The organism is Clostridia bacterium, assembly GCA_012840125.1.
Lineage (GTDB): Bacteria > Bacillota > DULZ01 > DULZ01 > DULZ01 > DULZ01.
Genome location: DULZ01000053.1, coordinates 16,631 through 29,997, shown reverse-complemented (window position 1 = coordinate 29,997; position 13,367 = coordinate 16,631). Strand labels below are relative to the sequence as shown.

Annotated in this window: 12 protein-coding genes; all 12 read left to right on the top strand. The window is 50.6% G+C overall.

What is annotated here, in order from left to right; all coding sequences use genetic code 11:
- The first annotated feature begins 3 nt into the window (after positions 1 to 3).
- The 12 genes from GXX34_06710 (at position 4) to GXX34_06655 (ending at position 13,214) form a co-directional block, all read left to right on the top strand.
- Positions 4 to 1,437, top strand: coding sequence for an FAD-binding oxidoreductase (locus tag GXX34_06710; protein ID HHW07204.1), 1,434 nt, complete (start codon positions 4 to 6; stop codon positions 1,435 to 1,437).
- 3 nt (positions 1,438 to 1,440) lie between these two features.
- Positions 1,441 to 2,595 (top strand): (Fe-S)-binding protein, encoded by a 1,155-nt coding sequence (locus GXX34_06705; GenBank protein HHW07203.1) that lies wholly within the window; start codon positions 1,441 to 1,443, stop codon positions 2,593 to 2,595.
- Positions 2,596 to 2,618: 23 nt separating this feature from the next.
- Positions 2,619 to 3,059 (top strand): glycine cleavage system protein H, encoded by a 441-nt coding sequence (locus GXX34_06700; protein ID HHW07202.1) that lies wholly within the window; start codon positions 2,619 to 2,621, stop codon positions 3,057 to 3,059.
- 243 nt (positions 3,060 to 3,302) lie between these two features.
- Entirely contained in the window at positions 3,303 to 4,124 is an 822-nt protein-coding gene (locus tag GXX34_06695; protein ID HHW07201.1) for a hypothetical protein, read from the top strand.
- Positions 4,125 to 4,218: 94 nt separating this feature from the next.
- Entirely contained in the window at positions 4,219 to 4,503 is a 285-nt protein-coding gene (locus GXX34_06690) for a carboxymuconolactone decarboxylase family protein (GenBank protein HHW07200.1), read from the top strand.
- An 80-nt stretch (positions 4,504 to 4,583) separates the two neighbouring features.
- Entirely contained in the window at positions 4,584 to 5,528 is a 945-nt protein-coding gene (locus tag GXX34_06685) for a hypothetical protein (GenBank protein HHW07199.1), read from the top strand.
- Between the two features lie 74 nt (positions 5,529 to 5,602).
- Positions 5,603 to 6,688: a lipoate--protein ligase family protein gene (locus tag GXX34_06680; protein HHW07198.1), complete on the top strand. Its 1,086-nt coding sequence runs from the start codon at positions 5,603 to 5,605 to the stop codon at positions 6,686 to 6,688.
- Positions 6,689 to 6,697: 9 nt separating this feature from the next.
- The gene (locus tag GXX34_06675; GenBank protein ID HHW07197.1) at positions 6,698 to 7,768 is read left to right on the top strand and encodes an NAD(P)/FAD-dependent oxidoreductase; all 1,071 of its coding nucleotides are present in this window, start codon (positions 6,698 to 6,700) and stop codon (positions 7,766 to 7,768) included.
- Between the two features lie 42 nt (positions 7,769 to 7,810).
- Complete coding sequence (locus GXX34_06670) at positions 7,811 to 8,839, top strand: radical SAM protein (GenBank protein HHW07196.1); 1,029 nt, start codon at positions 7,811 to 7,813, stop codon at positions 8,837 to 8,839.
- Positions 8,840 to 8,864: 25 nt separating this feature from the next.
- Positions 8,865 to 9,833 carry a radical SAM protein gene (locus tag GXX34_06665; protein ID HHW07195.1) on the top strand — a complete coding sequence of 323 codons (969 nt, stop codon included), beginning with the start codon at positions 8,865 to 8,867 and terminating at the stop codon, positions 9,831 to 9,833.
- Positions 9,834 to 9,857: 24 nt separating this feature from the next.
- The gene (locus GXX34_06660; protein HHW07194.1) at positions 9,858 to 10,694 is read left to right on the top strand and encodes a hypothetical protein; all 837 of its coding nucleotides are present in this window, start codon (positions 9,858 to 9,860) and stop codon (positions 10,692 to 10,694) included.
- A 594-nt stretch (positions 10,695 to 11,288) separates the two neighbouring features.
- Positions 11,289 to 13,214: a cation-translocating P-type ATPase gene (locus GXX34_06655; protein ID HHW07193.1), complete on the top strand. Its 1,926-nt coding sequence runs from the start codon at positions 11,289 to 11,291 to the stop codon at positions 13,212 to 13,214.
- The last annotated feature ends 153 nt before the right edge of the window (positions 13,215 to 13,367 follow it).

Here is a 13,367-nt window from a genome sequence, read left to right as displayed (position 1 = left end):
GAGGTGGCTGATTATCAAATACTGGCAGATAAGCTGGGTGCCAAAATGACCATGGATGAATTTGAAAGGAAATTTTATACCCGGGACCTGGCACCCGTGCCCAAGGTGATGACCCAAATCCTGTTTCATACGATGCCCGATGCCATCGTGAAACCAACGGCCGTGGAAGATATCCAAGAAGTATTAAGTTTTGCACAGGACCAAAAAACCCCGGTAACTCCTCGGGCTGCCGCCACGACTGCTTATCTCAATACCGTACCGGTGAATCAAGGGATAGTACTGGATTTGAACAGCCTGCGAGGCATTTTGAGCCTGGAGTCTGATACCAAAGTGGTTGAAGTCTGGTGCGGTACCCCTTGGATTGAAGTGGAGGAAGAACTCAACAGGGAAGGTATGGCCGTGTGCTCTTGCCCTTCCAGTGGGCTTAGCTCTACCGTCGGCGGATGGTTTTCCATGGAAGGTTATGGGATTGGCAGTGTACAGTATGGATGTTTTCATGACTTGGTGGAAGAAGCGGAAATAGTGTTGCCGGGGGGAAAGGTGATCCATTCCACCAGAGAAGGTGAGTACCCGCTCGAGTGGTTCATGGGTAAAGAAGGGACACTGGGCGTGGTTACCAGGATTAAGTTCCGGATCCGGCAGAAACCTGAGGTTATTAGGCATTTCGCCTTAGGATTTAAATCCCTGGATGACTTGGCAAAAGCAGCTATGAAGCTGGAAGAGACAAGTGCCAAACCTTATAATATGCATTTTGCCAATCGTGTCTTCTTTGAGCTCCAGTCTGAATTAGGTTTTGGTACCCACTGCACTGACTATGAAATGTTGACCGTTACCTATCAAGGCACGGAAGATGAGGTCCAATTAGGGGAACGAGAAATAACCCGGGTCGCCCGGGAAACCGGAGCCATGATCCTGGATCGAGAAGTAGCGGATGAAGAATGGGAACAGCGTTTTTACGCTTTAAAAATTAAACGAGGCGGGCCAACTCTCTTGGCTTCGGAAGTCATTCTCCCCCTTGCCAAGTTGGATGCCTTTAGCCAAACGGTTAAGAAATTGGGGCAAAGAACAGCGGTTTACGCTCATTTTATGAATGACGGCAAAATAAACTGCCTGGTCTTATACTATGCTGATGAAACCAAAATGCCGGAATACCTGTTTTTACTGGCTAAGACCAAAATGGTTTACGATGCTGCCTTAGCCTTAGGTGGTCGACCCTATGGAACAGGGTTATGGAATGCGGTCTACGTTCACCGGGTCTACGGCGCAGATATAAGAAGCCGGTGGCTGAACAGAAAAACCCAGCTTGATCCCTATAACATTATGAATCCCGGTAAGTTCTACCGGCCACCCGCCTTGCTTCATCCGGCCGTCTTCTCCCTAGGTGCCGGGATGGCCAATGGATTAAGCAGGAGCCTGGGTATTGGAAGGGGGAGATGACCGGTGCAACATGAGAGTTTTTTTGACAGTCTGGCCCGGGAAGCTTTGATTTGTGCCAGATGCGGTTACTGTAAAGTAGAATGTCCGGTTTACCAGGAATTAGGTTGGGAATCTGCCAGTCCCAGAGCCAAAATGGTGATGGCCAGGGAAATCATAAACGGTTCTATTTCCGAGAAGCAAGTTGAACGAGTTTTTCAATGTACTTTATGCGGTAAATGCCGGGAGGTTTGTTCTACTTCCATTGACACGGTACGGGCGTGGCAAGAATTACGGCAGCATATTGCCGGCTGTGGCCTGGCACCCGATAACATGAAACAATTGACTGCCACTATTGCTGACCATGCTAATATCACCGGCGATGAACAGGGGAACCGGGAAATGTGGCTGGATTCTCTCGACGATAAATTCAAAGCCCATGTCGGGCAACCGGCAGAGGTGCTGTATTTCACCGGTTGTTCCAGTTCCCTCTACCCGGCGGTTTATGCCGTTCCCCAGTCCTTTGTTCAACTGTTGGACCTGGCGGAAGTTTCCTTCGGATTGTTGGGGCAAGAGGAAGAATGCTGCGGTTTTCCGCTCATCGGTGCCGGCGCGTTTTCACAAGGCAAGGAAATGGTGCAGAGGAATGTCCGTAAAATTCAAAAGCTGGGGGCCAAAAGGGTGGTGACCACTTGTCCCTCTTGTTACCACACCCTGAAGGACACCTACCCTCAAGTGTTGGGATACGAGCTGCCCTTTGACGTTATGCACGCCAGCCAGTTTTTGCTGGAGCTGATCAATCAAGGAAAGCTGGAACTCCATGAGGTCCGGGACACAGTTACTTATCACGATCCTTGCGATCTTGGAAGGAATAGCGGTGTTTACGACGCGCCCCGGCAAGTGATCAACAGTATTCCCGGTATTGAGTTTGTAGAAATGCCAAAGAACAGGGAGTATGCAAACTGCTGTGGCGGTGGCGGCAATTTGCAGGCTGTCGACGGTGATTTGGTGGAAAGGATTGGACTACGTAGGGTGCTGGAAGGACAAGCAACCGGTGCGAAAACACTCCTCTCCAGTTGCCAGCAGTGTAAACGAACCTTGCAGAATGCAGCCAGGAAACACAAAGTTAGGATCAGGGTGCAAGATTTAACGGAATTGGTATTAAAGTCAGCCAAACCTTAATCTGGCTGTGAGGAGGATAGAACATGATCATTGAAGGTTATCTATTTCCTGATGATTTGCTGTACGACAAAAGGCATTTTTGGGCGAAAGTGGAAGGCGATGTGGTCACCGTGGGTATGACCGAATATGCCGTCAAGAGTGCGGGAGATCTGGTGTTTGTAGAGCCGGTGGAGCCGGGCAAGAAAACGATCCAGGACAAACCCTTTATGTCCGTAGAATCCGGGAAATGGGTGGGCAGGGTTTATGCACCCGTTTCCGGCAGTGTCATTGAGTTTAATGAAGAGCTGGAATTTGATCCCACCTTAGTCAATCAAGATCCTTATGGCGCCGGGTGGTTGGCGAAGCTTAAGATGGACAATCCGGCAGAATTAGATAACTTAATGGGAGCCGACACGGTTGGGAATTGGTTTATACCTGAACTGACAAGGTTGCGTAAACTGGAGGCCAAGAAGACCGGTGGCTGATCTCCGGTTGAGAAGCAGGAAGTCTGATGCAAAGGAGGAAGGCCCTTGTTTTGGGAACCTTGCGGTGTTGCCGGTTATTTGGAGGACTTGATTCAAGATTCGAGCTTGCTTTACTTGTTAGAGGGTGACAGCGGCTGTCCGCCCGGACACGAGTTGGCAACAGACTTTGATCAATTGAAGATGTCACAGGACAATACTATCTATCTTCCCCTATTAAGTAAAAAACAGTCGAAGGAGGTGATTTTGGCCGGACTTCAGAAGCTGCAGGGTTTTTCCGCAGCAGGATTGGTACTGGTGGTGGATCCGCTGTTAGTGGATAGAGATTTCCTGGTGGAGACAAAAACTAGGGGTGTTTCCCAGGTGATTATTCCCCTGGACATAGCCGGCAAGCAGTTGTTCAAGCATTATCACCGGACTTCCGGTGGTGACCTTTGGGCGACTTACTGGGAAACCTTGAAAGAAGCCGTAGCTGTTTTTGGTGGCCGGAAGGTGACTGTGAACTTGTTTGCCGGTTTAGGAGAAACAGAAGAAGAGTTTTTATCAGTGGTGCAAATGATCGACGATGCAGGAGCTGAAACAAACATTTTTTCAGTCAGGGAAAATAAAGCATTAGGCATTAAGCCGTGTAGTATCGGCAAATATCGCCGGTTACAGATGGGCAGGTATTTGATTCACCGGCAGCTGGCTACTATGAGGCAGATGCAGTTCAACGAGTTTGGGTCTGTTTTTGAGTTTGGCATTCATCCCAATAAATTGATGGAGCTGTTGGAGCTTGGCATACCTTTTCACGAAACAGGTGGCAGCCTCAAGAACTGGCCCGGGCATGATAACAGCTGCGGTGGAACTAGGAATTACCACCAACCCCTGGCAGCAGATGAAGCCCAACAGGCCAAGAAAGAGTTTTTCTCCGTGAATTGGGAAGAAGAGTGGAAACTGGCAGCCAAGAAATGCCAAAGGGAAGGAGTTGATTTCCGGGACATCGATGTCAGCTATGATTTCAAGTTGCTTGGGTTCATACCTGGTATCACCGAAGAAGATTTGCGTTACTTAAAATCAAGCAAATAACCATCTTAAGGAGGGCTTATTCATGGCAGAATTAACGTTAGCTCAACAGGTCTTAAAAGAATTTGAAGAAGGTTTAGCCAAAGCTCAGGAAGCAATGCCCAATACCATTCAAGCTTACCTTGACTTGGAAAAACACGCAGCGAACAACTATGGTATTTTTGATGCCAAAACCAAGGAATTGATGATGCTGGCTCAAGGTGTTCGCACTCCGTGCAAATACTGCATCTGCATCCATACCTACAATGCTATTAAAGAAGGAGCCACTAAAGAAGAAATTTACGAAGCAGCCAGTGTGGCAATTCCTTTCGGTGGTGCCAAAACCTTTGCTTATGCTTGTACCTATCTTACCAGTGCAGTGGAGAGTTTCTGGGTAGATTAAAGGGAAAACAGTGGGCAGGGGTCGGAGCAGGGCGATTCCCTGCCTGCTCTACATTATTGACCGAGAGGGGGATAGTGATAATGTGGAAGGCAAATGAGCCTGAGACGTTACAGAATAGCCCGCTTAGTGTTCTGCTTCATCGTGCATGGCTGGAGCGGAAAAAGAATTTTGAAAGTGAAATACATATCTCAAGTTGCCAACCCCTCCTGACGGAAATGGCCTTGGCTGGTACAAAGCTTCAGCAATTTACGGTCGTTACGGCTGACGGGAAGGGCTCCGCCGCTAATTGCACTGCATGCTGCCAGACCGGGAATAGCGATACGCAAACGGTCAATAGTGCAGCCGCTTTAAGAGCTGTAGGAGAGCGCCTCAACCCCGGTCAATGTTCAGGACTAATTGCTATCACCTACGAGAACTCAAAATGCCATTTGAGTGGATATTCGGAAACCCTGAATTATCTTAATTCCATACATTGCCGGGTCTCAATCATCACCAATAATCTAGATTTTGTGGAGCATGTCTTGCCCTTGAACGGAGGCTTATCAAATTTAACGATCGTTGTCTCGGCGAAACTAATGTTCAATGGAAACGGAAGTCAGGCAAACGAGGATTTGGAAAGTCTGATGGCCCGTTTGAAAGCCATTTGCCAACAAGCAAAAAACGTTTCTTTTGTATTTGTTATTAGCGGAGAGTGTGAGCGGGAGCTGGATTTGCTGATGGCGTTATCTCAATTGGATTATTGCCATTTGACGCTGCTGGATAACTCATCGGGTAGTAAGCCGGTAAACGGTGAACAACTTGAGCAATGTGCCAAGTTGGTGGCTATTGCTCGCATTCTTAACCCGAAAAGAAAACTAATATTTGCCGGTACTAATAACGCCCCATCCATGGCTTCTTTGCTGGAACAATATGCCCTTAATGCGGGAGTTAATGAAATTGCCCGTCCTTCCGAAGAGGCCATTAGCCTTTTGAAAGACTTGGGGTTAGATCTGAAAGTAAAAGAAAGGTGTTGTCTTGTTCATTAGCTGGTTTGGAGCCGTGTGTGATTTGTGGAAGCCCGGCAGTAGAAACAGGCATTATGGAGAGGGAGTTATGTTGGATGAAACCTACTTGGCGAAAGCTGGATCTCGGACATAAAACGGCAGCGGAGAATATGACACTTGACGAAGTTGTTCTAACTGCCTGCAGTCAGGGTTTAATTCCCAATACCTTGCGCTTCTTGCAATTTCGTCCTCATTGTGCATTAGTAGGCTTTTTTCAGGAAGTTGATAAAGAAATTCATGTTGACTACTGTCGTCAACATCAAATTGACATCAACCGTCGCATTACCGGCGGCGGAGCGATATATTTCGATGAAACCACCCTTGGATGGGAAATTATTGCGCTGAAAAACGATCCCCTGTTTCATGGCCCTGTTGAGGAACTATATTCCTATCTATGCCAGGGAGTAATCAAGGGATTGGGGTATTTGGGTGTCAAAGCCCGGTTTCGTCCCCGGAATGATATAGAAGTGGACGGTCGCAAGATTTCAGGCACCGGGGGAACGGAACTGGAACATGCTTTCCTTTTCCAAGGTACGGTATTGGTAGATTTTAACGTGGATACCATGCTCAATGCGTTGAACATACCCGTGAAAAAGCTGGTAGGGAAAGAAGTGAGCTCCATAAGAGAAAGGGTAGTCTGTTTGAGAGAGCTTCTGGGGTATGTTCCCGCCGGTGAAGCCGTTAAGGATGCCATCGCTAAAGGCTTTGCCGAAGTGCTGGGAGTGAAGTTTGAAGAGAGTGGTTTAACCGAGCAGGAAGAGAAAATGCTGTCGGAGCGGTTACCATATTTTGCATCCCGGGATTGGATTGACCGGGTTCATAAAAAAGAAAGCCAGCGCAAATCCGTAAGTGCTATTTACAAAGGTGAGGGGGGCTTAATCAGGACTTCCTTAGTGGTCGATGTACCCGGTAACCGGATCAAGTCCGCGCTTATCACCGGCGACTTTTTTGCCTATCCCGGCCGGATCATCATGGATTTGGAGGCTGCTTTGAAGGATTGCCGGGCGGAAGCAGCGGTTATTCGGGATGTGGTGAGGCAGTGTTTTTCCGGTGGTAATGCTCAGATACCAGGGCTTACCGCTGATGATTTCAGCCTGGCAGTGATGGAAGCAGTTACGGCGGCACGTGAAGCAAAGGATTGAATAGAGACTATGAGAGTTCAAAAAACCTACGATATTTTGGTCATAGGTGCCGGTCCTGCTGGGAGCAGCGCGGCGAAAACAGCGGCGGAGACCGGTGCCGGTGTACTCCTGCTGGATAAAAAGAAAGTAATGGGGCAACCGGTTCAATGTGCTGAATTTGTGCCCTTTCACATAATCAATGAGGTGGACCTGGTCCCTGACCAGGTTGCCCTGAGCGTATCTTTTCTTGATACCTATTTGCCTGACGGCCAGGTTAAGTCTATGACTTCCAAGGGTTTTGTACTGGAGCGGTCTGTATTCGACAAAGACCTGATTATGGCTGCCCGTAAAGCCGGAGCAGAGGTATGGATGGGAGCCAGGGTTATATCTATCTCTCGCGAAGGGGTTCTGGTGGAGGCTGAAGGGGAAAAAATAGAAATAAATGCTGGAGTGGTTATCGGAGCTGACGGTCCCCGGTCTGTCGTAGGCCGCTTGATAGGTAGTTCTAATGAAAATTTCCTTATTGGGGCTCAATATGAAGTAGTGTTACCCAAGGATAAGATGACGGACAGGCTGCAAGTTTATTTCCACCCCCAATGGCAGTACGGCTATGGTTGGGTTTTTCCCAAAGGCCGTACTGCCAATATAGGTATCGGTTGCACCAACCGGCCTGCCACGCTGTTAAATGAGTTTTTGGCTTTCCTGGGGATTGACATGAGATATGTGGTACGTCGCACAGGGGGATTAATCCCGGTAGGGGGGCCTGTGAAGAAGACGTGGGGACAGAAATACCTTCTCTGCGGCGATGCCGCAGGGCTGACGCATCCTATTACCGGGGCCGGGATTATGGCAGCTGTGGTCAGCGGAAAACTGGCCGGCGCATGGGCCGCCTTAGCCGTGAAAAACAATGATCTTAGCCTGTTGGATGGTTATGAGCAGGAATGGCAGGAAATGCTATTGCCCATGTTAAGCAAAGCTTCCATGAATCGCCGGTATCTTCTGGAAAACTGGACCGAGGATCAGGAACAGTTTTGTCAATTGATTCGCGAAACATGGATTGCTTTTCCTGAGTATTCAAATAACAAGCGGATAGGAGGATAAACTGTGGGTCAATGTGATGCAAGAAATCTCTCTCCGGCCGGCATGGATTTTGACAGCCCGGAGTATATGCAAACCAGTCTCGCGGCGGCAATTACCCTAGGTTTTCGTCCGGGGCTGTTTTACCGCGATGCCCGCTTGAAAGGGTTGAATCTCCTTACTACTTATGCAAGTGGATGTATCGCCCGTTGTGGATACTGTGGTATGGCGCGAGGGCGGAAGCCTACGAGGGAAAAGACCTTCATCAGGGTTGCCTGGCCTCGTTACCGAACGGACGAGATAATTGCTGCGGTTAACCGGGAAGACCATGATTTGGAAAGAGTATGTGTGGGCATGATAACCCATCCGAACGCTTTTCAGGATGCTCTTACTACGGTGAAAAGGTTTAAAAAGGAGACCTCCCTTTTAATATCCGTCTTGATAGCTCCTACACTGATGAAGCCGGGAATGCTGAATTTAATGCGGGAAGCAGGAGCGGACAGGTGTGGCGTGGCAATTGATTGTGCCACTCCAGAGCTTTTTCAGGCTTATAGGGGCAGCGGGATCGGCGGGCCCCATGTCTGGGATCGATATTGGCAGATGGTGGAGGAAGCCTGCCAGGTTTTTGGTAAAGGTAAGGCAGGCGTTCATTTGATTGTCGGTTTGGGCGAAACGGAATTGGATATGGTGGAGGCCATCCAACGGGCTCAAGACCTGGGAGCTCTAATCCATTTGTTCAGTTTCTTTCCCGAAGAAGGCAGTTATTTGGAGGAAAGGGATCTTCCCCCCATCGGGCAATACCGGCGCATCCAATTAGCTCGCTATTTGATTAATCATTGTGGGATCAGCAAGGGCCAGATGAGTTTTAATGAGCACGGCCAATTGGTTGATTTTGGTGTACCAAAGGACGAACTGGAACAAATTGTTATGGAAGGTACGGCGTTTATGACTTCCGGCTGTCCGGGGAAAGACGGTCAGGTAGCCTGCAACCGCCCCTACGGTAATGAACGTCCTTCTCAAGCTATCCGCAATTTTCCATTTCCTCCGGAAGCAGAGGATCTAGTGCAAATCAGGGAACAGCTTTACCAGTATTAATATCCTGCCGGGCGGTGTTGTCTTTATGAGGGAATTGGAGGAGCTGTATCAACAATCGTGGCCGGAACTTCAAAGGCAGGCTTGGACCGTGAGGCGGAGCCACCATGAGCCAAAAGTTGTTTTCGCCGTACCCGGTCCGAAGCGATATGAAGGACGATACTATACCAATAGAGAGGACGCTTTTGTCCAGATCAGCGTTACCGGTACAGCTTGTGCTTTGAAGTGTGCCCATTGCAACAGCCACCTGCTGAAGTCCATGCTGCCGGTGGAAAGCGAGCTGGATTTGATTAGTTTGGGGCAGCGGTTGCTGGAAGTGGGTACGAAGGGTGTGCTCATCAGCGGGGGTGCTGATTCCCATGGAAGGGTTCCCCTGAAAGACTTTTTGTCTGGGATCGAATATTTAAAACAAATAGGATTGAAGGTGATCGTCCACTCCGGCCTCATTGATCCGGAGACAGCCGCAGGTCTAAAAAAAGCCGGGGTGGATCAAGTACTGTTGGATGTCATAGGGGATGAACGCACTATCCGGGAAGTGTATCATTTGGCGAAAACACCTGAGGATTACCGGCGGTCTTTATATGTTCTCCGGGAGGTTGGTCTACCGGTGGTGCCTCATATTGTGGCGGGGCTTTATTTCGGCAACTGGGAAGGGGAACTGGATGCACTGGCCGCCGTTACTTCCTGTCGGCCGGAAGCAGTGGTTATCGTGGTCCTTAATCCTTTACCGGGGACGGAAATGGCGGGAGTGGTTCCCCCGTTTCCGGAAGCCGTGGGGAAGTTGGTGGCGGCAGCCAGAGTTGCTAATCCTACGATTCCCCTCATGTTCGGATGCGCCGTGCCTCCACGACCTGCCAAAGATCTCTACCAGGAAGCGGCCCTGATGGCCGGAGTAAACGGTGTCGCCTACCCTACGGACACAATTGTGGAAAAGGCCCAACAACTTGGCCTTGACACCTGGTTCAGCGAGCTTTGTTGTAGTTTATCCTGGCCGTAAACCGGATGGAAAGAAGGTAGCGGGATGTACTATCTTTTTCCCGGCTGCTTAAATTTATATCGTTTCCCTGAATATGAGCTGTCGGCTCAAAAGGTTCTGGCCAGGTTAGGCATCGAAACCTGTAGCTTGGATGGACAAATCTGTTGCGGCGGCTTTGTGGAAAGCAGGACGGAAAATTGGAAGCTGATGGCAGCTTACAATTTAAGCCTGGCGGAGCGTCAAGGAGCCGGTTTAATTACCCTGTGCGGTGGTTGCACTAATGTCTTCCGGCGCCTTATTCATATGTGCCGGCAAGACAGGCAGTTATTAAGGGTTATTAATCAAAAATTGAATCAACTTGGTCTAACCTTTGAAAACAGGGTTGAGGTAAAACATGTTTTACAAGTATTAGCGGAAAATAAAAAACAAGTGGCAGCGCAAGTGGTCAGAAAGCTGTCCAAGCGGGCGGCGCTGGTTTATCCCTGCCAGGTGTTTCGACCGGACTACATTTTGGATTTTGATGATGCCCGCCGGCCCCGGTCCATGGCAGAACTGGCAGATGTACTTGGCCTTCAAATCGTTCACTACGCGGGAGAATATGCATGCTGCGGTTCTACGCTACAGCTCTCCCACCAGGAGGTTGCCTTCCAAATGGGAGCACAAAGGATAAAAGCCATGGAAGAAGCCCGGGCAGAATTAATGGTTACGGCTTGTGGCAACTGCCATCTTTTGCTGGCCCGCCTGCAGTCCCAATATTATAAACCCGTGATAGCTGGGTATTTTATTACTCAACTGGTAGGTATAGCCATGGGGTTATCCCCTCTGGAGGTCATGCTCGAGAGGGCGAGGAGTGTGCTGCTAATTGACGGAGCAGTGTCGTAGATGCGGCAAATGTCTTAGGGTCTGTCCATTAACCAAATTAGGTTACAGCTCTTTCGCAGTTTTTCCGGTAAGAGGTCCGGATGAGGCTGATGTTTGGCAGTGTTCCAATTGCTGGCTTTGTCATTTAGAGTGTCCTCAACATATTGACCTTTGGGACCGGAAAACCAAACTGCAGCGTGAAGACGAAGCTGTTCCCCCAAGAATTCAGGCCGGATATGAGCGATTGCGGGAATATGGTTTTGTTTTTCCTATAACAGAGGAATTAAATGTCATGAGGGAAGACAAAGGGCTCCGGCCTTTGGTGATCCCGGATAAAGAGGTCGTGAAGTTTTTGTTAAAGGATGAATAACGATGACATGGTGACTGCCGTACCGGGGTGGGGTGGCAGTATCTTCGTCTTACGTGCCGGAGGGGATTTGAGGTGGATGCCTGTTGAATGCCTCAAGAATCGCCTCCTTTGTTTTTATTGCCGGCAGCTCACGATCATCTCCCCGCATGAAACGGCTAACATACTCCGTAATTGACCAAGGAACCGGGGTTGTCTATTGAACATATGAATAAATATCCATATAATAATAGCGAACATCCTGTCCTATGGCATGTAAGATTTTGCTATTCATCGATTGGCAAAGCAGCGGGGAGGGTTTGAAGGGATTGCAGAAATTGCGTGAGTTATTAACAGGGGTACCGGCGACCATAGTGAGCGGCATTTTTCTTTTGGCCAGCCTTGTTCTCATTGTCATGAAGATGGAAGTACCCCTGGACCCGGCTTGGGTGGCGGTGATCACCAGCGGTACGCCCATGGCTTATATGGCCGTTTGGAATATCATCCACAGTGAAGGGATCAGCAAAATCACTTCCGAACTGCTGGTATCCCTGGCCATGATTGCTTGCATCGCCATCGGGGACGTTTTTGCCGCCGGGGAAATTGCCTTTATTATGGCCATCGGCGGTATCCTGGAAGAAAAAACGGTGGAGCGTTCCAAGAAAGGTCTGAAGGGGCTGATCAGCCTGACCCCGCGACAGGGGCGCCGCATCAGCAAAGGTATCGAAGAGATGATCAACACGGAAGAAATCCGGGTAGGGGACATCTTGCGGGTGCTGCCCGGGGAAGCCATTCCCGTGGACGGGCGCATCATCCGGGGCAGCACCTCGGTGGACCAGGCCATTATGACCGGGGAATCCCTGCCGGTGGATAAGGGGGTTGGGGATACCGTCTTTTGCGGCACCATCAACCGCTTTGGCGCCATTGACATAGAAGCTACCAGCGTGGGGGAGGACAGCTCCCTGCAGAAATTGATCCGCCTGGTGAAGGAAGCCGAGGACAAGCAGGCCCCCATCCAGCGGATTGTGGACCGGTGGGCGGCCTGGCTGGTGCCGGCGGCGCTGCTCTTGGCGGTGGTAACGTATTTGGTTACCCAGGACATCGTCCGCGGGGTAACGATCCTGGTGGTGTTCTGCCCCTGCGCCCTGGTGCTGGCTACCCCGACGGCGATTGTGGCGGCCATTGGACAGGCCACGAAACACGGGGTCATCATTAAATCCGGGGAAGCCCTGGAGAAGATGGGACAGGTGGATACCATCGCTTTTGATAAGACGGGTACCCTGACCTTTGGGGTCCTGCAGGTGAGCGATATTATTTCCTTTTTCCCGGCCCTGGGCCAAGATGACCTGCTGGCCCTGGCCGCGGCCGCGGAATCCAGAAGCGAACACCCCCTTGGGAAAGCCATCGTGGCCCGGGCGAAGGAAAAGAACCTGGCTCTGCCGGATATCGAGGAGTTCCGGATGGAAGCCGGAAAAGGTATTTTTGCCCAGGTCAGCGGTCGCCGCGTGTTCTGCGGTCAGGAAAAGTATTTAGAAGAGAACGGGCACAGCCTGGTACCGCCAGTGCTTGAGACGCTGGATACCCTGCGGAATCAGGGGAAAGCGGTGGTGTTGGTGGGCCTGGACGGGGTTTGCGCCGGTGTCATCGGCCTTTCCGACATGCTGCGCCCCGCTGCCCGGGACATGGTGGCCCGGCTGGGCCGGATGCATATCCGGACGGTGCTCCTGACCGGTGATAACCGCCGCACGGCGGATTACTTTGCCAGGCAAGTGGGGATCACGGCCGTGCGGGCGGAGCTGCTGCCGGAGGAGAAAGTGCAGGTGATTGAGCAGCTCCGGCAGGAGGGTAAATCCGTCTGCATGATTGGGGATGGGGTGAACGATGCCCCCGCCCTGAAAACGGCTTCCGTTGGGGTGGCCATGGGCGCCATGGGCAGCGATATTGCCGTGGAGGCGGCGGACATCGCCTTGATGAGCGATGACCTCACCAAGATCCCGTACCTGAAGCGGCTCTCCAATGAGACGGTGAAGACCATCAAGTTCGGCATTTCCCTGTCCCTGGTCATCAACTTTGCGGCTATTTACCTGTCCCTGCAGGGCTGGTTGACGCCCACCACCGGGGCCCTGGTCCATAACGCCGGTTCCGTACTGGTGGTGGCCATTGCCGCCCTGCTCTACGATAGGAAATTTGCTTAGTTTGTCCTCCAGAGGCCGGAGGAATAGGTTCGGGTTTGCACGGAACGCGGGGGTTTGTGAGATCATGGGGAAAAAACTCGTGGAAGTAAGATACGTCTATTCCTTCCGTGATGCCGCTGCCCCGGGAAACCCTGCTCCGTTCTAAATCACAAT